Annotated in this window: 19 protein-coding genes; 13 read left to right on the top strand and 6 right to left on the bottom strand. The window is 64.8% G+C overall.

All coding sequences use genetic code 11. The features are described from left to right. Positions 1-294 precede the first annotated feature (294 nt). A complete protein-coding gene (locus QZH52_RS17695) occupies positions 295-645 on the top strand; it encodes a copper-binding protein (protein ID WP_301811391.1) in 351 nt (116 codons plus the stop codon). Positions 646-732: 87 nt separating this feature from the next. On the opposite strand, the gene QZH52_RS17690 is transcribed toward QZH52_RS17695, so the two are convergent. Together QZH52_RS17690 and QZH52_RS17685 are read right to left on the bottom strand one after the other, a co-directional pair. Then, positions 733-2,988, bottom strand: coding sequence for a copper-transporting P-type ATPase (locus QZH52_RS17690; protein ID WP_301811390.1), 2,256 nt, complete (start codon positions 2,986-2,988; stop codon positions 733-735). Between the two features lie 123 nt (positions 2,989-3,111). After that, the gene (locus QZH52_RS17685) at positions 3,112-3,672 is read right to left on the bottom strand and encodes a hypothetical protein (RefSeq protein ID WP_301811389.1); all 561 of its coding nucleotides are present in this window, start codon (positions 3,670-3,672) and stop codon (positions 3,112-3,114) included. Between the two features lie 279 nt (positions 3,673-3,951). On the opposite strand from QZH52_RS17685, the gene QZH52_RS38960 reads away from it, so the two are divergent. The 5 genes from QZH52_RS38960 to QZH52_RS17665 all read left to right on the top strand — a co-directional run bounded on the left by QZH52_RS38960 (position 3,952) and on the right by QZH52_RS17665 (position 8,479). Then, a complete protein-coding gene (locus tag QZH52_RS38960; RefSeq protein WP_366919305.1) occupies positions 3,952-4,353 on the top strand; it encodes a DUF2946 family protein in 402 nt (133 codons plus the stop codon). A 432-nt stretch (positions 4,354-4,785) separates the two neighbouring features. Beyond that, positions 4,786-6,192 (top strand): TolC family protein, encoded by a 1,407-nt coding sequence (locus tag QZH52_RS17680; protein WP_301811387.1) that lies wholly within the window; start codon positions 4,786-4,788, stop codon positions 6,190-6,192. Positions 6,193-6,201: 9 nt separating this feature from the next. After that, positions 6,202-7,569, top strand: a complete 1,368-nt coding sequence (locus tag QZH52_RS17675) for a multicopper oxidase family protein (protein WP_301811386.1) — start codon at positions 6,202-6,204, stop codon at positions 7,567-7,569. A 32-nt stretch (positions 7,570-7,601) separates the two neighbouring features. After that, the gene (locus tag QZH52_RS17670; RefSeq protein WP_301811383.1) at positions 7,602-8,102 is read left to right on the top strand and encodes a cupredoxin domain-containing protein; all 501 of its coding nucleotides are present in this window, start codon (positions 7,602-7,604) and stop codon (positions 8,100-8,102) included. Between the two features lie 44 nt (positions 8,103-8,146). Then, positions 8,147-8,479, top strand: coding sequence for a copper-binding protein (locus QZH52_RS17665; RefSeq protein WP_301811381.1), 333 nt, complete (start codon positions 8,147-8,149; stop codon positions 8,477-8,479). Between the two features lie 125 nt (positions 8,480-8,604). Here QZH52_RS17665 and QZH52_RS17660 read toward each other — a convergent pair whose 3' ends face one another. Continuing rightward, positions 8,605-9,483 (bottom strand): MBL fold metallo-hydrolase, encoded by an 879-nt coding sequence (locus QZH52_RS17660; protein WP_301811379.1) that lies wholly within the window; start codon positions 9,481-9,483, stop codon positions 8,605-8,607. Between the two features lie 88 nt (positions 9,484-9,571). On the opposite strand from QZH52_RS17660, the gene QZH52_RS17655 reads away from it, so the two are divergent. The 4 genes from QZH52_RS17655 (at position 9,572) to QZH52_RS17640 (ending at position 16,197) form a co-directional block, all read left to right on the top strand. Beyond that, the gene (locus QZH52_RS17655) at positions 9,572-9,895 is read left to right on the top strand and encodes an ArsR/SmtB family transcription factor (protein WP_301811377.1); all 324 of its coding nucleotides are present in this window, start codon (positions 9,572-9,574) and stop codon (positions 9,893-9,895) included. After that, positions 9,895-10,329 (top strand): YeeE/YedE family protein, encoded by a 435-nt coding sequence (locus QZH52_RS17650; protein ID WP_301811644.1) that lies wholly within the window; start codon positions 9,895-9,897, stop codon positions 10,327-10,329. The genes QZH52_RS17655 and QZH52_RS17650 overlap by 1 nt, the downstream gene beginning before the upstream one ends. A gap of 10 nt (positions 10,330-10,339) precedes the next feature. Beyond that, positions 10,340-10,777 carry a YeeE/YedE family protein gene (locus tag QZH52_RS17645; protein ID WP_301811375.1) on the top strand — a complete coding sequence of 146 codons (438 nt, stop codon included), beginning with the start codon at positions 10,340-10,342 and terminating at the stop codon, positions 10,775-10,777. Positions 10,778-11,370: 593 nt separating this feature from the next. After that, positions 11,371-16,197, top strand: a complete 4,827-nt coding sequence (locus tag QZH52_RS17640) for an NAD-glutamate dehydrogenase (protein ID WP_301811373.1) — start codon at positions 11,371-11,373, stop codon at positions 16,195-16,197. A 41-nt stretch (positions 16,198-16,238) separates the two neighbouring features. Here QZH52_RS17640 and QZH52_RS17635 read toward each other — a convergent pair whose 3' ends face one another. After that, positions 16,239-16,565, bottom strand: a complete 327-nt coding sequence (locus tag QZH52_RS17635; protein WP_301811371.1) for a nitroreductase family protein — start codon at positions 16,563-16,565, stop codon at positions 16,239-16,241. 47 nt (positions 16,566-16,612) lie between these two features. Continuing rightward, complete coding sequence (locus QZH52_RS17630) at positions 16,613-17,161, bottom strand: 4-hydroxylaminobenzoate lyase (RefSeq protein ID WP_301811368.1); 549 nt, start codon at positions 17,159-17,161, stop codon at positions 16,613-16,615. A 117-nt stretch (positions 17,162-17,278) separates the two neighbouring features. Between QZH52_RS17630 and QZH52_RS17625 the strand changes: the two genes are divergently transcribed. The 3 genes from QZH52_RS17625 (at position 17,279) to QZH52_RS17615 (ending at position 20,042) form a co-directional block, all read left to right on the top strand. Further along, the gene (locus QZH52_RS17625; protein ID WP_301811366.1) at positions 17,279-18,259 is read left to right on the top strand and encodes a LysR family transcriptional regulator; all 981 of its coding nucleotides are present in this window, start codon (positions 17,279-17,281) and stop codon (positions 18,257-18,259) included. 127 nt (positions 18,260-18,386) lie between these two features. After that, on the top strand, positions 18,387-19,364 hold the full coding sequence (locus QZH52_RS17620) for a tripartite tricarboxylate transporter substrate-binding protein (protein ID WP_301811364.1): 978 nt from the start codon (positions 18,387-18,389) through the stop codon (positions 19,362-19,364). A gap of 3 nt (positions 19,365-19,367) precedes the next feature. Then, on the top strand, positions 19,368-20,042 hold the full coding sequence (locus tag QZH52_RS17615) for a nitroreductase (protein ID WP_301811361.1): 675 nt from the start codon (positions 19,368-19,370) through the stop codon (positions 20,040-20,042). Between the two features lie 177 nt (positions 20,043-20,219). Here QZH52_RS17615 and ybgF read toward each other — a convergent pair whose 3' ends face one another. Then, positions 20,220-21,092, bottom strand: coding sequence for a tol-pal system protein YbgF (gene ybgF / locus QZH52_RS17610; RefSeq protein WP_301811359.1), 873 nt, complete (start codon positions 21,090-21,092; stop codon positions 20,220-20,222). Positions 21,093-21,120 lie beyond the last annotated feature (28 nt).

Here is a 21,120-nt window from a genome sequence, read left to right as displayed (position 1 = left end):
GCGATGTCGCGCAGCAGCTGCCAGATGGAGCCATCCTGGGGATCGCGTTCGAAGTCCTTGGTGGTGCCTGGCCGCGTCTCGAACTCACCATTCCGGCGGCGTTGGCCGTCTTGAGCCTCATGTCGGCGCCTTCAGCGGAGGCTGCCACAAGCGTCAGTGAGCACGCAGGGCATGATCATCTGATTGCCACAGTCGAATGGATCACTCAAGCTGCATCGGATGCTCGTTGCAAGCACTCTCGCGGGCGTCCTCTGGGATACCGGCGAGCTACCCAGACGACAGGCATCGGAGGTCATGATGAAACGCATAGTCACCATCGTCGCGCTCTCGCTCATGGCGTGCGCCGCTGCGCAAGCGCAGACAGCAAAGGGCTCGGCCTCAGTCCCAGGCACACCCTGGAGCGTCGGCACACCTCCCTCGATGGCTCTCACGGAGGGCGAAGTGGAAAGGGTCGACAAGGAGCACGGCGAGGTCGTCATCGATCACGGCGACCTGCCCAACCTCGGCATGCCGGCGATGACCATGGGATTCGCTGTTGCTGACAAGCGGATGCTGGATAGACTGAAGCCTGGCGACAAGGTGCGATTCAACGCTGAAATCAAGAACGGCGAAGCAACAGTGACGTACATCGAGTCTATTCGCTGAGTACCACAGCTCCCTTCCTGGCTCGAGGTGCCCGAGCACTGTGGCCCCCTCAGCGCAGCCCCCTCCAGTTAACGTCCTTTCCGGTCGTCACTCGTCTAGCTTGGCCGTTCGCAACCGAAGAGAGTTGGCGATGACGCTCACCGAGGACAGCGCCATCGCGGCTGCGGCCACGACCGGCGAGAGCAGGATTCCGAAGAACGGATACAGCACGCCCGCTGCAACCGGGATGCCGAGCACGTTGTAGCCGAAGGCGAACCAGAGGTTCAGGCGGATGTTGCGCATGGTCGCCTTCGACAACTGCCGCGCCTTGACGATTCCCATGAGGTCGCCGTGCAGCAGCGTTACGCCCGAACTCTCCATTGCGACATCGGTTCCGGTGCCCATGGCGATGCCGACGTCTGCCGCGGCGAGTGCCGGCGCGTCGTTCACGCCGTCTCCCGCCATGGCAACGACCCGGCCTTCGGTCTTCAAGCGCTGCACCACCGACGCCTTGTCCTCAGGAAGGACCTCCGCGACGACCTCGTCGATGCCCAGTTCCAGACCGACCGCCTGCGCCGTGGTCTTCCCGTCCCCGGTGAGCATCACCACACGGACGTTTGCCTTTCGCAATGCGGCGATGGCTTGGGCCGTGCTTGCCTTGATGGGGTCCGCGATGCCGACGAATCCGGCCAGGCGTCCATCGATGCCGACGAAGATGACCGTGGCCGCCTTGGCGCTGACGGCCTCTGCCAGCGTGACAAGCGGAGCGACCTCGATGCCGTCCTCCGCCAGGAACTTCGCACCGCCGCAGACGACACGGACGCCATCCACAATCCCGAGCACGCCCTTCCCAAGGGGCGAGTCGAAGTCGGTCACGGGCGAGAGCGAGAGCTTCCGGTCCAGCGCGTCCGCGACGATGGCGGCAGCCAGGGGATGCTCGCTGGCGCGCTCCACGCTCGCCAGCTTCTGAAGAACATCGCCCGGGTCGAAGCCTTCGACCGCTTGCGCTGCCACAACCTTGGGGCGACCTTCGGTCAGGGTGCCCGTCTTGTCCACCACCAGCGTGTCGACCTTCTCCATCCGTTCGAGCGCTTCAGCATCCCGAATGAGCACGCCGCTCTGCGCGCCACGCCCGACGCCCACCATGATGGACATGGGCGTTGCAAGACCGAGGGCACAGGGACACGCGATGATGAGCACCGCGACAGCCGCAATGAGCGCATGCGAGAAAGCTGGACTGGGCCCCCACACGAACCAGGCGACGAAAGCGAGCACCGCTACGGCAATGACGACCGGAACGAACCATCCTGCCACCTGGTCCGCCATGCGTTGAATCGGCGCGCGGCTGCGCTGGGCGGCGGCCACCGTGTGGACTATCTGCGAGAGCAGGGTATCGGCGCCGACCTTCTCGGCCCGCATCACGAAGCCGCCGGTCTGGTTGAGCGTTCCTGCGGTCACCTTGGAGCCAGGCGACTTGGCCACCGGCATGGGCTCCCCGGTGACCATCGATTCGTCGACGGTACCCTTGCCATCGGTGAGTTCGCCATCGACCGGCACCTTTTCGCCGGGACGCACGCGCAGCAACTCACCGACCTGCACGGCTTCCAAGGAGACCCGCTCGTCGGTGCCATCGGCCTTCACGCGAAGCGCCTCCTTCGGCGCCAGGTCGAGCAGTGCGCGTATCGCACCCGATGTCTTTTCCCTGGCCCTCAGTTCCAGCACCTGGCCAAGGAGCACCAGCACGGTGATGACCGCGGCGGCCTCGAAGTAGATGGCCACGGCACCGTCGGCCCCCCTGAACTCGGCCGGATAGACCTGCGGCATCACCGTCCCGACGATGCTGTAGACCCAGGCCACGCCGGTGCCCAATGCGATGAGGCTGAACATGTTCAAGCTACGGTTCTTGACGGACGCCCAAGCACGGACAAAGAACGGCCAGCCCGCCCAGAGGACCACCGGGGTCCCGAACAGAAGCTGAATCCAGTTGGAGGTCTGCTGCCCGATGAGGTGATGGATGTCCATCAAGTGCGCGCCCATCTCCAGCGCGAAGACCGGAATGGTCAGCGCGAGGCCGACCCGGAAGCGACGGGTCATATCGCGCAGCTCGGGGCTGTCGCCGGGTTGGGTCGTGGCCACCACGGGCTCGAGCGCCATGCCACAGATGGGGCAGTTTCCCGGCCCCATCTGCCGAACCTGCGGGTGCATGGGGCAGGTGTACTCGATGTCCTTGGAGTCCGCCTTTGGCGCAACCTTCGACGGGGATTGCGCCTGGCCGGCGAGCGCGCCATGGTCATGAGGACCGTGATGCGCCATGTGCTCGTGCATCTTGGCCGCGTCAAGTTTCGACGAGGTGTCGGACGTCATTGGCATGTTCTTTCCGGAATGGTGATGCTGCAGTCTTCACCCTCCCATGATGGAAAGGTCAAGTCGGTTCGTTTGCCTCAGGGGATGAAGCGTGGCGTCACGGCTGCATACGCACGCCAAAGCTCACCGAACTCGCGCTCTGAATCGTGTTGCGCGGAAATGGCGAGCCGGACCCGGGAACATCGCAAGGGTCGGCAGGTGCTGCGGGATGGGCCGCCATCTCGCTGCCCCCGACTGTCTGAGGCTGCTACTTGGCCGCAGGAGGATTGCCGCCTCGCGGTCCACCATCATCTGCATCATCATTTGCATCATGGCCATGCGCTGCATCATGTCCTTGTGCATGCCGCCGGGCATCGAGGACATGCCACCGTCCATTCGGCTCATCATCTCAGGGCCTGCGCCCATCTGACCCATCATCGCCATGCCGTCCTGCATGACCTTCATGTGGTCCTTCATCAGCGCGGCACGCTCTGCGGGCGTCTTGGCGGCCACCATCTTCCGATGCATCTCCTGCATCGTCTTCATTTGCTGGTCGAACTTGACTGGGTCGACCTTTGGTGCGGTTTCAGCCGCCGGGTGATGCGTTTCGTGCTCTTCGGCCTGCTTGACCGATGAGCCTGGGATTGAAGAACAGCCTGCGAGCGTGACCGCCGCGGACGCAGCCAAGATACCTATGAGCCTCATTGTTCTTCACCTTTTGACTTGAGCACCAGCCGCAGCGCTCGATGGCTCCACAATGCTTCCAAGGGCCGCCTTCGCTCTTGATGCAAATCAAGGCCGGTGCGCGAACCCCCGGCTCTCTTTCACAGACCCCGGCTCGATTTGAACGCGATGTGCGGCCAAGTCGATTTGGACTTTTGCCCGAAAGTGCAAATCTCTCTCCAATATTGTTTGACCTTCCCATAGGGGCAAGCTTTAAAGTTTCTCCTTGCTCTCCCCATTGCACCCGCCAAACTGCCGCCCGTGAAGTTTCTTCGCATCTTCCTCTTGCTGTTGCTCGCAGTGCTTCTCCCCATCCGGGGTGCGGCTGCTGCCGCCATGCAGTGCGAGCCGGACAGGGCGTCGAGCCATGCTGAGTTGCAGGTGCACGCTCACGGCTCCAGCCATGCATCGGCTGGGATGCATGACCACCATCAGATGGGACACGAACACGGGACGAAAGCTGATGACGCCCGGGGCGGCACCTCGGGAGCCTCGGAAAAGTGCAGCCTTTGCTGCGACTTGTGTTCTGTGACTCCGTTGGCCAGCAGCTTGCCCGCGGTCCCCGTCCCTCAGGGCGTCGCCTCGACGTCCTTCCCCGCCCGATCGGCTCCCTCCCCGAGCTTTGTCTCGGAGGGACAGGAGCGCCCCCCACGAAGCATCTGACCTAGACAGGCCTCTGCGAGAGGCCCGATAGCGTTCGTGCGTCCGCCGCACGGGCAAGGGTTGGCCGGGCTCTGCCCTCGTCAACGACTCAGATGCTTCGAAAATGAAAAACCACGTCAAGATCTTGCTAGGCGCTTTGACGCTAGGCGTTCCCCCATGGGCAGCGGCGCAGGCCATGCGGAGCGAGACAGCGCCGGCCAGCCGGGCGACGCCGACACCGACTCCTGCGCCGGAGCGGTTGGACTACCAATCGGCGTTCGCTGACTACCAGGCCTACAAAGACATCAAGCCCGGCGATTGGAGAACTGCCAACGACGCCGTGGGGAAGGCGATCGGTGGCGACTCTGGCAGCGGCAGGGGTATGACCTCCCAATCTTCCTCCGCGGCGCGCTCAAGCGCGGACACCGGACACCAGATGGGTGGGGGTCAAAAATGATGCGCCTCACTGCCGCTGCCGCCGCTGCACTGCTCCTGGCCGGATGCGCCTCCTTTTCGAGCGACGGCGGGTTCGACAAGGTCATTGAGCTGACGAAGGACAGGACAGGCCAGGCGGCCAAATGGCAACGCACTGCTTCAGACACCGAGTCCGCTCACAAGCGTTCGGCCGAAATCCTGAATGGGCCTCTGACCGCTGATGGTGCCGTCGAACTTGCGCTGCTCAACAACCCAGGCCTGCAGGCCAGCTACGCCGAACTTGGCATCGCCGAGGCCGACCTCGTTCGAGCAGGACGCCTCGCCAACCCGTCGTTCAGGTTCGGACGGATAAGCGGTGGCGGAATCACCGAGATCGACCGTTCCGTCATGTTCACCATCCTGGGTCTTCTCACGATGCCGGCAGCCACCGAGGTGGAGCAACGTCGCTTCGAGCAAGCGCAGTATCAGGCTGCTTCCACCACCGTGGGCCTCGCTGCGGACACGCGAAAGGCGTTCTTCAGCGCCGTGGCATCGCAGGACCTCGTCAAGTACTACCAGCGGGTCAAGGAAGCTGCGGACGCTTCCAACGAACTCGCTCGCCGCATGGTGCAGGCAGGCAACTTCAACAAGCTCTCGCAGATGCGCCAGCAGGCGTTCTACGCCGATGCGACTTCGCAGCTCGCCCGCGCACAGCACCGAGCCACCGCCGAACGCGAGCGTCTTGTTCGCCTGCTGGGCCTGTCTGCAAATCGGAGCGCGTTGAAGCTTCCCGACCGGCTGCCTGACTTGCCATCGAGGCCATTGGAGCCCAAGGACGCCGAGCAAACCGCGATGGACAAGCGTCTCGACGTTCAGATGGCCAAGCGGAGTTCGGACGCCACAGCCAAGGCCCTAGGCCTCACCAGGGCGACACGCTTCGTCAATGTTTTGAACGTGGGCTACGCGAACAAGAGCCAGACTGGGGAAGAGCGCGAGAACGGCTACGAGATTGAACTCGAGCTACCCATCTTCGACTTCGGCACCGCGCGCACCGCGAGGGCCGAATCGGCCTACATGCAGTCCCTGCAACGTACGGCTGAGGTTGCGGTCAACGCTCAGTCGGAGGTCCGCGAGTCCTACTCGGCCTATCGGACGGCGTACGACCTCGCCAAGCACAACCGAGACGAGGTTGTGCCGCTCAAGAAGCGTATCTCCGACGAGAACCTGCTTCGCTACAACGGCATGCTCATCGGTGTCTTCGAACTTCTCGCAGATTCCCGCGACCAGGTCAGGAGCGTCACGGACTACGTCGAATCACTACGGGACTACTGGATTGCGGAGACCAACCTCCAAACCGCCTTGACCGGCCGCTCACCTGGAGAAAGCGGGTCGCTGTCGCGACCGTCTGCGATTTCCTCCGCCGCCGGCGGTGACGCCGCGCACTGAAAGACACCCATGAGCAACCGTAGAAATTTTCTCCGAACTGCCGGCGCGACGACGCTCGGCGCAGCGGTCGTCAGCCGCGTGAGCGCTGCGTCCTTGCCAGAAGCTGTCACCCAGAACTCACCGACGATGCAGCCACCACCCGCGCCCAACACGGGGCGGCCGTTCAACCCCGTCGTCACCCTCAACGGCTGGTCATTGCCGTGGCGCATGAGGGGAGGCGTAAAGGAATTCCATCTCGTTGCCGAACCCGTCGTGCGCGAATTGGCACCAGGCATGAAGGCGAATTTGTGGGGATACAACGGGACCAGCGTGGGGCCCACCATCGAGGCCGTCGAAGGTGACCGTGTCCGCATCTTCGTGACGAACAGGTTGCCCGAACCGACAAGCGTGCATTGGCACGGACTCTTGATTCCTTCGGGCATGGACGGTGTGACCGGCCTCACCCAGCCCGCCATAGCTCCGGGCAAGACCTTCGTCTACGAGTTTGCTCTCACGAGGTCCGGTACCTTCATGTATCACCCGCATGCGGATGAAATGCTGCAGATGGCGATGGGGATGATGGGCATGTTCATCGTTCATCCGAAGGACCCGAGCCAGTACAAGGTGGACCGCGACTTCGTGTTGTTGCTGAACGCCTACGACATCGACCCAGGTGCGGCGACGCCCAAGGTGAACACGATGCTCGACTTCAACCTCTGGACCTGGAACAGCCGCGTGTTCCCCGGCATCGACCCGCTGGTCGCGAGAACGGGAGACCGCGTCCGCATTCGCGTGGGCAATCTGACCATGACGAACCATCCAATGCATCTTCACGGACATCACTTCGAAGTCACAGGTACCGACGGTGGGTGGGTGCCGCCGTCCGCACGTTGGCCCGAGGTGACCACGGACGTCGCGGTGGGGCAGATGCGGGCGTTCGAGTTCAACGCGACCGCCGGCGACTGGGCGTTCCACTGCCACAAGTCTCACCACACCATGAATGCGATGGGGCACGACGTCCCGACCATGGTCGGTGTCGATGCGCGCGGAGTCGCCGAGAAGATTACTCAGCTGGTTCCGGACTACATGCACATGGGCGACCGAGGCATGCACGACATGGCGGAGATGGAGATGCCTCTGCCCGACAACACCTTGCCAATGATGACCGGCTCGGGCCCCTTCGGCGCCATCGGCATGGGCGGCATGTTCAGCGTGGTCAAGGTCCGCGACAACCAGAAGCCCGGTGACTACAAGGACCCAGGATGGTTCAAACACCCCGCAGGCGCCCTCGCGAAAGAGTACACGGGCGACCTCGAACAACCGATGCGCGGCAATGCTCCCAAGGCGGACGCCCAAACGCTCAACGCGCGCAAACCCGCCGGACACCAAGGCCACTGACTTCGAACCCACCTATCTAGAAGGCACTCGACATGAAAACCAGACTCGCTCTGCATCTCGCAGCCTCGACTCTCTTGTTTGCGACGGCCGCGGCGTTTGCACACGGCAACGAGGACCATGCCGCCGCCGCGCGGAAATACGACTCGGCGAAGGTGGAAGCAAAGGCCTTCGGACAGGAAGGCGACCCGGCGAAGGTCACCCGCGTCGTCAAGCTGAGCATGGCCGACACCATGCGCTTCACCCCGGCCGACGTCGTCGTCAAACGAGGTGAAACCGTCAAGTTCCTGGTTCACAACGACGGGAAGGTGCTGCACGAGATGGTTCTTGGTACTCCTCGGGAACTCAAGGCACATGCCGAGCTGATGCGAAAGTTTCCCGAAATGGAGCACTCGGAAGCGAATATGGCTCACGTCAAGCCAAGCACCGACGGGGAGATCATCTGGCAGTTCACCAAGGCTGGCGAGTTTCAGTTCGCATGCCTTATCCCCGGCCACTTCGAAGCAGGGATGGTTGGCAAGGTCACGGTCAAGTGAGCGCCTGCGCCTACCCATCACACCTCAATCCAAGGAGAACCTCTATGACCAGATCCAATCTGCTTGCGGCGCTGATCACGCTTTCCATTGCCGCGGTGGCCCACGCGCAGGCCACCTCCACGACACCGCAAGGCGCAGCCGCAACGGCGGCGGCCCCGATGACTGACGGCGAAGTCCGAAGAGTGGACAAGGAAGCGGGCAAGGTGACGCTTCGTCATGGACCCATCGCCAATCTCGACATGCCCGGGATGACGATGGTGTTCAAGGCACCGGACCCAAAGATTCTCGAAAACCTGAAGGAAGGCGACAAGGTCCGGTTCTCAGCAGACCGCATCAACGGCGCGATGGCCGTCACACGGATAGAGACGGCCAACTAGACCTCGAGCACGCGTCAAGTGGCGGTTGGTTATTGCGGCTGCCGTTTGCAACGCAATGGACGAACTGCTGAGACGCCCCCCCAAGGCGTGCACCTCGATACTGCTTGTCCAGGACGGCGATGTTGCTATGGATGAACAGGGAGCGCATTCAACGGAATGCGTAGGTACGCGACCCCGTTGTTGTCAGGGGGCGGCAACTGCCCGCCCCGCACGTTGACCTGAATCGACGGCAGAATGAGCGTCGGTACCTCGAGGGTTGAATCGCGCGCCGTACGCATGGCGACGAAGGCATCCTCGCTGATGCCGTCGCGGACGTGGATGTTGTGGGCTCGCTGCTCGGCGACGGTGGTCTGCCACCGGGGCTGCCGGGATGCAGGCGGATAGTCGTGGCAGACGTACATCGTGGTGTCGGGCGGCAGGGCCAGCAGTCTGCGCATCGAGGCGTAGAGCTGGTGTGCGTCGCCGCCAGGAAAGTCCGCGCGTGCACTGCCGACGTCGGGCATGAAGAGCGTGTCGCCGACAAAGACGGAGCCGTCCATCAGATAAGCCATGTCGGCCGGCGTGTGTCCCGGCACCAACAACGCGGTGGCCTCGACCTCGCCAATCCTGAAGACCTCGCCGTCCTTGAAGAGGTGGTCGAACTGGCTCCCGTCGGGCAGGAAGCTGCGCTCGAGATTGAAGAGCTTCTTGAACGTCGCCTGTACGGTACGGATGTTCTCCCCGATGCCGATGAGTCCACCGACCTGCGCCTGGACGTGGCGTGCGCCGGACAGGTGGTCGGCGTGCGCGTGGGTCTCCAGAATCCAGTCGACCTGCAAGCCCTTGTCCCGGACATAGGCCAGCACCCGGTCGGCCGACGCAGTGCCCGTGTGCCCCGACTTGAAATCGTAGTCGAGCACCGGGTCGATGACCGCGGCCCGCTCCGTCGCATGGTCCCAGACGACGTACGAGACTGTCCATGTGTTGGGATCGAAAAAGCCTTGGGTCGTCGTGCGGGTCGTCATGGAGTCCTCCGTCAGTGCCAATTTCAATCGATTGACGCATATTATATTTTTCTACATAATATGTCAATCGATACTGAAATCCGCACCTATGAAGCACCCTTCTCCTGTCATTGACCCCGAGGCCCTACGCAGCGCCGCCGGCAAGGCGGTCGGCGCCCTCAAGGTGCTCGCCAACGAGGACCGCCTGCTCCTGCTGTGCCAGCTCTCCCAAGGCGAAATGTGCGTCAGCGACCTCGAGCAGACGCTGGGCATCCACCAACCGACCCTGTCGCAGCAGCTCGGTGTTCTCCGCAACGAAGGGGCCGTCCATACGCGCCGCGAAGGCAAGAGCATCTTCTATAGCGTGGCCGACCCGTCGACGCTCGAAATCCTCGAGCTTCTCTACCGCCTCTACTGTCCAAAGGAAGAATGATGTCCATCGACTGGAACCACTTCACGCCGCTTACCGCACTGGCCGGCGGCGTGCTCATCGGCATCGCCGCGGCGATGTTCGCGCTGCTCAACGGCCGCATCGCCGGCATCAGCGGGGTGCTCGGCGGTCTGCTCAGGCCTGTCAAAGGCGACAGCGCCTGGCGCATTGCCTTCGTCCTGGGACTGGTCGGGGCGCCGCTGGTCTACCTGCTGTTCGCGGCGCTGCCCAAGCCACAGATTGACGCCGGCTATGGCGCGCTGATTCTGGCGGGGCTGCTCGTGGGCATCGGCACGCGCTATGGCTCGGGCTGCACCAGCGGCCACGGTGTCTGCGGTCTCTCCCGCCTGTCGCCCCGCTCGCTCGTCGCCACGGCCGCCTTCATGGGCGCCGGCTTCGTAACGGTGTTCGTGACGCGTCATCTGCTCGGTATCTAAGGAGTCCTTCGTGATTGCTTTCGCTTCGCTTCTCGCCGGCCTGGTCTTCGGCCTCGGCCTCATCGTGTCCGGCATGGCCAATCCGGCCAAGGTGCTCGGCTTCCTGGACCTCGCCGGTCACTGGGACCCCTCCCTGGCCTTCGTCATGGCGGGCGCCATCGCCGTCGGCATGGTCGCGTTCATGGTGGCCAGACGACGTACGGTGTCCTTCCTCGGCGCAGAGATGCGGCTGCCTTCGGCCCGCCACATCGACCGCCGCCTGGTGCTCGGCAGCACCCTCTTCGGCATTGGGTGGGGCGTCGCCGGCTTCTGCCCCGGTCCGGCGCTCGTCTCCCTCGGAATGGGCGAAGTCAAGGCGTTTGTCTTCGTGGCCGCGATGCTGGTGGGGATGGGTGTCTTCGAGCTCTTCGAGCACCGCAAGCGTGGGCCGGTTCCGCGTGTCGCCTGAGGTCAGTCCATCACGAACATGGCGACCTGGCTCGCGGCGCTGCGCGAGGAATGGCTCGCCGCCGTCTCGGCGCAGAAGGGCTCGGCACTGTGCGACTCGCGCTGGAATTCGTTCTCATGTCGCTGCTGTTCACCTCGCTCCTGTCATCGGTCATGGCGGTGCGCTACTACAACCATGCAGGCTTCATCAGTGCGATGCCGGTGGGCTCCGAGGCACGCAATCGCTGGAGCGCTGCTGGCAAGAGCTTGAGACGAAGCACAGCAGAAGCGCCAACAAGCCGGCGACGAGGAGTCCCAGGTCCCGGTAGACGCCGAGTGCACAGCCCCGGTCGAGCCCACCGCGGCCTTCAGCAGGGGGACGACGTACACCGACCACGGCACTGGCGCCTTGGCGAATTTCAGCAGTCCCTCTCCTTGCAAGCTGGACTGCGGGCGGGGTCCGACTTCGCGAATTCGTCGCTTGGGCGAAGGCGAATCCAGGTCAGGCGGTCTTCGCCCGGGCAGGAACGCCTTCGCCGTCCGCTGCAGGAGTCCCTTGCTTTTCCGCCCAGTCGCTTCCACAGTGGCTGGACACACACCGATCAGGAGGCAAGCATGGAAACCGATGCAACCGAGGCTGGACGCCAAAGCGAGCGCGTGGACGAGGTCGTTGGCCTGATTCGCGCCAAGGTCAACACGGACCAGGCGGATCTGCTCGCAGCGTTCGTTCGGCAGTACTTTGGCCAGGTGGACCCCGAAGACCTGGCCGACCGCCAGATCGCCGACCTGTATGGCGCCGCGCTCTCGCATTGGAGCTTCGCGCGAAAGCGCGAGCCGGGGCGCGCCAGGTTGCACGTCTTCAACCCGACGATCGCGGAGCACGGCTGGCAGTCGACGCACACGATCATCGAGATCGTCAACGACGACATGCCGTTCCTCGTCGATTCGGTGACGATGGAAGTCAACCGCCACGGGCTGACCCTGCACCTGATCATCCACCCGCTGGTCGCGGTGACCCGCGACAGCAACGGCACGCTCCAGGGGCTGGCGACAGGAGCGCCTTCGCCCGATGCGCGGCGCGAGTCGTTCATCCATGTCGAGGTGGACCGCGTGGCCGACGCGGGCCGGCTCGAGGCGCTCGCTGCCGACCTGACGCGAGTGCTCGGCGACGTGCGGCTGGCCGTGGCCGACTGGAAGACGATGAAGGAGCGCGTGCTGGGCATCGTCCAGGGCCTCGACGAGCGCGCCCCGCCGATCCCGCCGCAGGAACTCGCCGAAGGCCAGGCCTTCCTGCGCTGGCTGGCTGACGATCACTTCACGTTCCTCGGGCACCGCAGCCACGAACTGGTCAAGATCGACGGCGAAGACGCGCTCAAGGTGGTGCCGGATTCGAGCCTCGGCATCCTGCGCGAGGTGATCAAGGACCCGACCGCCGCCTTCGCGGCGCTGCCACCGGAGGTCCGCGCCTACGCACGCCGGCCCGAGTTGCTGGTGGTCACCAAGTCCACCTCGCGCTCCACCGTGCACCGGCCCGGCTACCTTGACTACATCGCAGTCAAGCGCTTCGATGCCGAAGGCCTGGTCTGCGGCGAAGACCGTTTCCTCGGCCTGTTCACTTCCACGGCCTACAGCGCCAGCCCGGCCGACATTCCACTGCTGCGGCGCAAGGTGGCTGACGTGGTCTTGCGCGCCGGCCTCGCGAGCGGCAGCCACTCGGGCAAGGCGCTTGTCAACATCCTCGAGACCTATCCGCGCGACGAGCTGTTCCAGACCAGCGCGGACCAACTGCTGTCCACGTCCATGGGCATCCTCCACCTGGGCGAGCGCCAGCGCTTTCGCCTGTTCGTGCGGCGCGACCCGTTCGAGCGCTTCGTGGCGTGCATGATCTACGCACCGCGCGAGAACTACACGACCGAGCTGCGCGAGAAATGGCAGGCGATCCTGGTGCAGGCCTTCAACGGCACCAGTTCCGAGTTCAATGTGCACCTGTCGGAGTCGGTCCTGGCCTTGATCCAGATCACCGTGCGAACCCGGCCCGGACATATCCCGCCCTTCGACGTGCGCGAGGTCGAGCAGCGCCTGATCGCCGCCGCCCGCCGCTGGGACGACGACCTGAAGTCGGCGCTGATCGAGACGACCGGCGAAGCGCGCGGCAACGAACTGCTGCGCCAGTTCGCCGGCGCCTTCCCGGCCGGCTACCGCGACGAGTTCGCGGCGCGCACCGCCGTGCACGACATCGGACTGATGGAACGGCTGAGCGACGCGCAGCCGATCGGCATGAATCTCTATCGGCCGCTCGAAGCGGCGCCGGGCACCCTGCGCTTCAAGGTGCTGCGGCGCGGCGAACCGCTCATCCTGTCGACCAGCCTGCCGATGCTCGAACACCTGGGCATGAGCGTGCTGGACGAACATCCGCACCGGCTCACACCGCAGGGTGCATCGGCGATCTGGGTCCACGATTTCGGCCTGCGCAGTGCGCTGGGCGATGCCGAGATCGAGGTCGACGCGCTGCGGCCGGTGTTCGAAGACGCATTCGCCGCCGTGCTCGGCGGCAAGGTCGAGAACGACGACTTCAACCGCCTGGTTCTCGCAGCGCGCCTGCCCGCGCACGAGATCGTGGTGCTTCGCGCCTACGCGAAGTACATGCGGCAGATCGGCTTCGCGCTGTCGCAGTCGTTCATCGAGAGCACGCTGTCGGCGAACGCTCCCGTTGCGCGCGCGCTGGTCGAACTGTTCAAGCTGCGCTTCGATCCAGCACAGGCGGCCGGCGCCGACACGCTGGCGGGCGAGAAGGTGCGCGAGATCGAAGCCGCGCTCGAGAACGTGGCCAACCTGTCTGAGGACCGGGTGCTGCGGCAATACCTCGCGCTGATCCTCGCCACCACGCGCACCAACTACTGGCGTCGCGATGCGGCAGGCGGCCAGCGCGATTTCCTGTCGTTCAAGTTCGATTCCTCGAAGGTGCCCGATTTGCCGGCGCCCAAGCCGATGTTCGAGATCTTCGTCTACTCGACCCGCTTCGAGGGCGTGCACCTGCGCGGCGGCCGGGTCGCGCGCGGAGGGCTGCGCTGGTCGGACCGGCCGGAAGACTTCCGCACCGAAGTGCTGGGCCTCGTGAAGGCGCAGATGGTCAAGAACACCGTGATCGTGCCAGTGGGCTCCAAGGGTGGCTTCGTGCTCAAGCGCGCACCCGCGGCGAGCGACCGCGATGCGTACCTGCGCGAAGGCGTGGCCTGCTACCAGGACTACCTGCGCGGCCTGCTCGACATCACCGACAACCGCGTCGGCGACACGATCGTGCCGCCGACGCAGGTCAGGCGCCACGACGATGACGACCCCTACCTCGTGGTTGCGGCCGACAAGGGCACGGCCACCTTCAGCGACTACGCCAACGGCGTCAGCAAGGAATACGGCTTCTGGCTCGGCGACGCCTTTGCTTCCGGCGGCTCGGTGGGCTACGACCACAAGGTCATGGGCATCACGGCACGCGGGGCCTGGGAATCAGTGAAGCGCCACTTCCGCGAGATGGGCATCGACACGCAGACAACCGAATTCACGGTTGCCGGAATCGGCGACATGTCGGGCGACGTGTTCGGCAACGGCATGCTGCTTTCCCCGCACATCCGGCTCGTGGCGGCGTTCGACCATCGGCACGTCTTTCTCGACCCGACCCCCGATGTGCCGAAGAGCTTTGCCGAGCGCCAGCGCCTGTTCAAGCTGCCGCGATCATCGTGGGCCGATTACGACGCGTCGCTGATCTCCGAGGGCGGCGGAATCCATGCGCGCAGCGCCAAGTCGATCCCTGTCACGCCGCAGATGAAGCAGGTGCTCGACATCACCGCCGACGCGCTCACGCCGACCGAACTGGTCAACGCCATCCTCAAGGCCCCGGTCGACCTGATCTACAACGGCGGCATCGGCACTTACGTGAAGGCCGCGAACGAGAGCCACGCGCAGGTGGGCGACCGCGCCAACGACGCCCTGCGCGTCAACGGCGGGGAGTTGCGCTGCAAGGTCTTCGCCGAAGGCGGCAACCTCGGCTGCACGCAATTGGGCCGGATCGAATTCGCGCAGGCGGGCGGGCGCATCAACACCGACGCGATCGACAACTCCGCCGGCGTGGACACTTCGGATCACGAGGTCAACATCAAGATCCTGGTCGGCCTGCCCATCACCGAAGGCGAGCTCACCGAGAAGCAACGCAATGCGCTGCTGCCGGAGATGACCGACGACGTGGCTGCGCTGGTGCTGCGTGACAACATCTTCCAGACGCAGGTACTGTCGGTCACAGGGCGCATCGCGCCACAACTGCTCGATGCGCAAACCCGGTTCATGCAGTACCTCGAGAAGGCCGGACGGTTGAATCGTGCGATCGAGTACCTGCCGTCCGACGAAAAACTGGCCGAGCGCCGTGCCCAAGGCCAGGGCCTGACCAGTCCCGAGCGCGCGGTCCTGTTGGCCTACAGCAAGATCTGGCTCTACGACGAACTGCTGGCCTCGCCGCTGCCCGACGACCCCTGGGTTGCGACGGCGCTGGAGCGCTACTTTCCGAAGCTGCTGAGCGAGAGGTTCGCGGCCTACTTGCCCAGGCATCCGCTGCGGCGCGAGATCATCGCCACGCACGTCACCAACAGCGCCATCAACCGGGTCGGCAGCACCTTCGTGCATCGCCTGGTCGAGACCACTGGCGCCCGTGCGTTCGAGGTCGTGCGTGCCTATCTGATGAGCCGCGAGATCTTCGGCATGGTGCCGCTGTGGCTGTCCATCGAAGCGCTCGACAACCGCATTGACGACGCCGTGCAGTCGAGCCTGTTGATCGACACCAGCCGGCAATTGGAACGCGGCACGAAGTGGTTCCTGCGCTCGCGGCGGTTGAACGAGGACATGGAATCGACCATCGCGCATTTCACGCCGAACGTCGAGGCGCTGTCGGCACGGCTTACTGAACTGCTGGCCCCCGACGAGCGGGCCCTCGTCGACACCGCAGTCTCGCACTATGTGGCCGCCGGCGTGCCGCGCGAACTGGCCGAGCGCGTCGTCACTTTCGACTCGTTGTATGCGACGCTCGACATCGCCGAGATCGCCGGCAGCGCCAGGCGGCCGGTGGCACTCGTGGCGGTGATCTACTTCGACCTCGCGAACCGACTCGGCATGCCGTGGCTGCGCGAGCGCATCGCGGCGCTGCCCGGGGACCAGCACTGGCAAATGCTTGCGAAAGCCGCGATGCTCGACGACCTGTCGAGCCTGCAGCGTTCGATCACTGGCGCGGTGCTCGCCGAGGGCGACGACGAGTCGCCGGCGGTACTCGTCGAGGGATGGCGCGCCACCAATGGCCGGTCGCTCGAACGCGCGGCAGAGTTGATGGGCGAGCTGCGTGCGGTGCCGGTGGCTGATGCCTCGATGTTGTCCGTTGCGTTGCGGGAGCTGCGGGCATTGGCGTAGTGTCCGTGCAAAGCCGCGGACAGACTCCTTCGCAGCGATCATCACGCGGGCGCGTCGTTCCGATCGATGCCGAGGGACGCGTAGTAGCGCGCGCCGAAATCCTGCAGTCGCCCGCGTAACACCTTCGGCAGCGGATCGGGGAAGTGCGCGGGCGCCGGCACGGAGCCTGCGCGAGAGGCCGCCAGCATCGCGTCGGCCAGTTCGTCCTTGGCGCTGCCACCGACCACGCAGACGCGCCAGGGCTGGATGTTGGCCCCGCTGGGCGCCGTCGCGGCATCCTCCAGGATGTCTTCGACCAGTTGCGATCGAGCGGCAGCGGCTTGAAAGCCCGGGTGGCGCAACGGGAGCGCACGACGCTCGACACGCATTGCGCGATGGCCTCCTGCGCCAGTTGACTTGCTGAATTGTCCATCGCTCACTCCTGCGGCGCAGCGTGGTAGGAGATCCGACCCGAGGGCAGGAAGAAAAGAGCGATCACGGCGCCCTCCTTGGCCTCCGGATAGTGCTGGCTGCCCGGAGACGGTGCGGTCCACCCGCCGAAGCACCAGCCGTTGGGGCCGTTCAGGGCAGCGCCAGGCGTGACGGGCACGACCATGTTGAACTCGCCGTAGGGGTGCCCGTGGTACTGGCCCCGAAGCCGGTGGTCTGCATGACCCTGGCTGTTGCCGGTGCTGTCCATGTACACCGCGGTGATGCTGAAGTGCTGCGTGCGCTCGGTTGGTTCGGCAATGCGGCTGCGACGGTAGGCAGGGCCGTCGATCTCGACGTTGGCTGCCCAGCCGTCCTCCACGCCCTTCCTCACCAGATGGGCGAGGGTCTGGTAGAGCTCGCTGTCCGGACCGTACTTCTGGTTCAGCCAGCGTTCGACAGCCGTGCCTGCGGTCATGTCCTTCACTTCCTCGAGGAAGGAAGCCGAGCGCTCGATCAGCGCTTCGCGGTCTCGGACAACGGTCTCGGTGGTCATGGTGTGTGCGCTCCTGCGATGATCTGAAGGCAATCATCGGCCGTGATCGCACTGAAGGGAACTGATGCTTCTGCAAGCTCATAATGCATGCCGTTCAATTTGCCGGGAGAGCGCCAGATGAGCTTTGGCCGCATGGACCTCAACCTGCTCAAGGTCTTCGATGCGATCTATGAAGAGCGCAACCTGGTCGTCGCGGGCAAGCGGCTGAACCTGACCCAGTCCGCGGTGAGCCACGCGCTGGGAAGGCTGCGCGAACTGGTGGGCGACGAGCTCTTCATGCGCACGGGCAAGGGCATGATTCCCACCGGTCGAGCTGCCGCCATGGCGCCAGCCTTGCGCGATGCGCTGCGCCAGATCCAGGCTACGCTGGGCGTGGAGCCTTTCTCTGCGCAGGAATCGAAGCGGCGCTTCGTGATCGCGGCGAACGACCATCTCACCGCGGTGATCATTGCCCCGCTGTCCCGCGAGCTCGAGCACACGGCGCCCGGCGTGGACCTCGTGATCCGGCCCTCGACCCGGCTCGACCTGGCAGAGCAGATCGATCTTGGACGCATCGACCTCGCCATCGGCATCTTCGCCCAGGTGCCGGGCCGCCTGAACTCGCGCACGCTGATGTCCCAGGGCGAAGCCATCCTGATGCGCAAGGGGCACCCTGCCTCGCGCCGCAAGCTCAGCTTGCGCGACATGACCAGGTTCCCGCTGGTCACCCTCTCGGTAGGGGGCCAGGAGGAAGGGGCGGTGGGAGGCTTCTTCCTGGAGCGCGGCCTCGCACGGCAGTCCGAGATGTTCGATCGGCAGGCGCTCGAAGAGGCTCTGCGCGAATTGAGCGAGGTTCCCCGCACGCGCGTGACCGTCCCGCACTCGCTGGCGATACCGGAGCTCCTTCGGGACACCGACATGCTGTCCATCGTGCCGGCGTCGCTTGCTGTCGCGCTGGCCAAGCACGGCGACTTGCTGCGGCGACCTCCGCCCTACCCGGCGGGGACCTCGACGATCCGCGCAGTCTGGCATCGCCGGGACGAGCATGACGTGGGGCACAACTGGCTGCGCGAGATGGTTGCCAACGCAGCGCGGTTGACCGAGGAGGCCCTCGGCTAGCTGGCGCCGCCCAAGTGCACGGCGTGCAACTTGCTCTTGCAAATACTTCAGTTCCCTTCGGCCCGTCTGGCCACCATCATTCCGCCACTTCGAATCGTCCAACCGTGTGGGGTGCAGAATGAACGCAATGAACCGTCGCGCATTTGCGCGGATCGCCTTGACAGTGCCGGCAGCGAGCTGGCTCCCGCCCTCGTTCTCACAGGCGACGGCCGGCGTCGGCAAGCTTCTCGTGGGCTATCCGGCCGGAGGCACCCTCGACACGACCGCACGCCAGCTGGCGGAAGCCTGGCGCAAGCAGGGGCGCCAGTACATCGTCGACAACCGGGTGGGTGCGGCCGGGCGCATCGCCAGCAGCCAGCTCAAGCGCGAACGGCCCGACGGTGGCACGCTTCTTTGCACGCACACCTCCGCGCTGACCATCTACCCGCACGTGTATTCGCGACTCATGTACGACCCGGCAGCAGACCTGCGGCCCGTGTCACCGCTGGTCGCCGCCACCTGTGCATTCGCAGTCAGCAGCACCGCACCTGCCGGCGTTGTCGACGTGAAGACCTATGTCGACTGGGTCCGTCGCGCACAAGACGCCGCCAGCTATGCCTCCCCGGCCGCCGGCTCCTTTGCGCATTTCCTGGGGTATCAGTTCTCCGATGCGGCAGGGCTGAAGCTGCAGCACGTCGGATACCGCGGGTCCGCCCCTGCCATGCAGGACCTGATCGGAGGACAGATCCCGGCCTACTTCGGCTTCGTTGCGGATTTCCTGCCCTACCTGCAGCAAGGACGCATCCGGATCCTCGGCGTCACCGGCGACAAGCGCACACCCTTCCTGCCCAAGGTGGCGACCTTCACCGAGCAGGGGTTTCCCAAAGTTCGCGGCGTCGAGACCTATGGGATCTTCGCGCCTCCCGGCACGCCTGAAAGCACCATCGAGGCGCTGCACACGGCGATGGTGTCTGCGACCAAGGACCCTGCGCTGCGCACGGCCTTCGAGCAGATCGGCCTCGAGCCACTGACGCTCGCACCGCAGGAGTACGCGAAGCAGTTGCAGCGCGAGCGGGATTTCTGGGCGCCCATCGTTCGCGCCTCCGGGTTCCGCTCCGAGGAGTGAGACATGTTCACCCACTGCGTGGACCAGATCCTGCGATCGCGTCGGTCGACGCGCGCCTACAAAACGGACCCTGTGTCCGCGCGAGCGGTGCTCGACATCCTCGACTGCGCTGCCACCGCACCCAGCAACTCGAACACTCAGCCGTGGCGCGTGCATGTGCTGGCCGGCGCGCCCATGCGCGAACTAGGGGATGCCCTGGTCAAGAGCTTCCGCGAGGACCTTCTGCCGCCCTCCTCCCATTTTCCGGATCCGCTCCCGCCAGACTTCGGTGCACGTCAGGCGGACTTCGCGGCCCGCTACTACGGGTGCCTGGGCATCGACCGGCTGGATGCCGCGGCCCGGTCAGCGCAGACCGAGCGGAACTTCCACTTCTTTGGCGCGCCCGTCGGGCTCATCTTCAGCATCGACTCGCGGCTGACGGCACACAGTTGGCTGGACTTGGGGCTGTTCGTGCAAGGCGTGATGATCGCCGCAGGTGCGCGTGGGCTGGCCACCTGCCCGCAGGTCTCGTTCGCGCGCTTCCATCCCGTGATCGCGACGCACCTGCGCATGGCGCCGCATCACGTGACGGCCTGCGGAATGTCCATGGGCTTCGCACAGGACACGGCACCTGTGAACCAGGTCCGCATGCCGCGAGCGAGCGCGCTCGAATTCGCGCAGCTCGTCGGCTTTCCCTGATGCCTTCGCGGCCTTCGTCCTGGCGTTGCTCGTTGGGTATGGAGCATCGGCTCGCGGAGGCTTGGAGGCAACAACCTGAGAGGGCCTTGCCGGCACGGGTGACAACCAAGTTCGCGAAACCGAACGGTCGCTTGGAAGCGCTTTAGTCCGCGTCACCAATCAGCCGCGCGTGCTGGCTCATTGGAGCTTGGCCAGGCGTTCCTCGGCCACGTCAGCCGCTTCGGATTCTGGATACGCGTCTACGACGTCTTGAAGCGTCCGGCGGGCCGCTTTGACATTCATGAGTTCTACTTGGCAATCGGCCACGGACAACAGCGCGTCGGGTGCGCGCAAATGACTGGGCTCGGCCGTCACCAGCGCCCGGAAATTGACTTCAGCGTCCAAGTAGTTGTGCAGGGCGTACTGGACACTACCCAGCCAAAACAGCGCAGAAGGCTTGTATCTGCTTTGCGGATAGTGCTTGACGAAAGCCACAAGGCCATCTTGTGCCTGGGCAATGTCGCCTTCGCGGAGGGTGGCAAGCGCCGCTTCAAACGCATGCTTCTCGGCTGGGCCGACGACAAACCGCTGGCCATCCACCAAGACCATGGTCGACGCAACATTGCGCTCGCCAGCGCTCTGTTCCGTGCCCGTCTGGCCTCGCTGCATATCGGCCATGCCATGGGCCAGCCCCTCGTTTTGTCCGCGCACGTTCGCGACTTCTTTGCGCAACTCCTCCATCTGGTTGGAAAGATCGAGCATGCTGCGACGAAGCTGGACATTGTCCTCGTTGGCTTTTCTCAGGTCGTCTGCGACGCGCTGCTGGGAACTAGAAACCCTTTGTCGCAACTCGATGGCGCTCGCGGCCGAAAGCGCATACAGGCCATGCCCCACGGTGCAGCCCATCGAGCACGCCACGCCCGCGCCCATCAATGCAGCACCTACCCGACGGCGAAAGTCGCTGCCTGACAAAGCCCAGAAAACCACCCCCAAGACAGTCAGCGGGGCCGGGCCCAGCCCAGCGAAGCCGCTCGATATGCCGAGCGCGCTGGGCGTGCTCGATCGGGACATATTCGTTCCTCCAAGGCGGTTGTCAATT

The organism is Variovorax ginsengisoli (assembly GCF_030486595.1).
Taxonomy (GTDB): domain Bacteria; phylum Pseudomonadota; class Gammaproteobacteria; order Burkholderiales; family Burkholderiaceae_C; genus Variovorax; species Variovorax ginsengisoli_B.
Note: the sequence above shows the minus strand (reverse complement) of the source record. Positions and strands in the feature narration are given on the sequence as shown.

Bases quoted from the DNA above. Each gene is read 5' to 3' on its own strand.
- QZH52_RS17695 (WP_301811391.1), top strand. From the start codon at position 295: ATGATGAAACGCATAGTCACCATCGTCGCGCTCTCGCTCATGGCGTGC.
- QZH52_RS17690 (WP_301811390.1), bottom strand. From the start codon at position 2,988: ATGACGTCCGACACCTCGTCGAAACTTGACGCGGCCAAGATGCACGAG.
- QZH52_RS17685 (WP_301811389.1), bottom strand. From the start codon at position 3,672: ATGAGGCTCATAGGTATCTTGGCTGCGTCCGCGGCGGTCACGCTCGCA.
- QZH52_RS17680 (WP_301811387.1), top strand. From the start codon at position 4,786: ATGATGCGCCTCACTGCCGCTGCCGCCGCTGCACTGCTCCTGGCCGGA.
- QZH52_RS17675 (WP_301811386.1), top strand. From the start codon at position 6,202: ATGAGCAACCGTAGAAATTTTCTCCGAACTGCCGGCGCGACGACGCTC.
- QZH52_RS17670 (WP_301811383.1), top strand. From the start codon at position 7,602: ATGAAAACCAGACTCGCTCTGCATCTCGCAGCCTCGACTCTCTTGTTT.
- QZH52_RS17665 (WP_301811381.1), top strand. From the start codon at position 8,147: ATGACCAGATCCAATCTGCTTGCGGCGCTGATCACGCTTTCCATTGCC.
- QZH52_RS17660 (WP_301811379.1), bottom strand. From the start codon at position 9,483: ATGACGACCCGCACGACGACCCAAGGCTTTTTCGATCCCAACACATGG.
- QZH52_RS17655 (WP_301811377.1), top strand. From the start codon at position 9,572: ATGAAGCACCCTTCTCCTGTCATTGACCCCGAGGCCCTACGCAGCGCC.
- QZH52_RS17650 (WP_301811644.1), top strand. From the start codon at position 9,895: ATGTCCATCGACTGGAACCACTTCACGCCGCTTACCGCACTGGCCGGC.
- QZH52_RS17640 (WP_301811373.1), top strand. From the start codon at position 11,371: ATGGAAACCGATGCAACCGAGGCTGGACGCCAAAGCGAGCGCGTGGAC.
- QZH52_RS17635 (WP_301811371.1), bottom strand. From the start codon at position 16,565: ATGCGTGTCGAGCGTCGTGCGCTCCCGTTGCGCCACCCGGGCTTTCAA.
- QZH52_RS17630 (WP_301811368.1), bottom strand. From the start codon at position 17,161: ATGACCACCGAGACCGTTGTCCGAGACCGCGAAGCGCTGATCGAGCGC.
- QZH52_RS17625 (WP_301811366.1), top strand. From the start codon at position 17,279: ATGAGCTTTGGCCGCATGGACCTCAACCTGCTCAAGGTCTTCGATGCG.
- QZH52_RS17620 (WP_301811364.1), top strand. From the start codon at position 18,387: ATGAACCGTCGCGCATTTGCGCGGATCGCCTTGACAGTGCCGGCAGCG.
- QZH52_RS17615 (WP_301811361.1), top strand. From the start codon at position 19,368: ATGTTCACCCACTGCGTGGACCAGATCCTGCGATCGCGTCGGTCGACG.
- ybgF (WP_301811359.1), bottom strand. From the start codon at position 21,092: ATGTCCCGATCGAGCACGCCCAGCGCGCTCGGCATATCGAGCGGCTTC.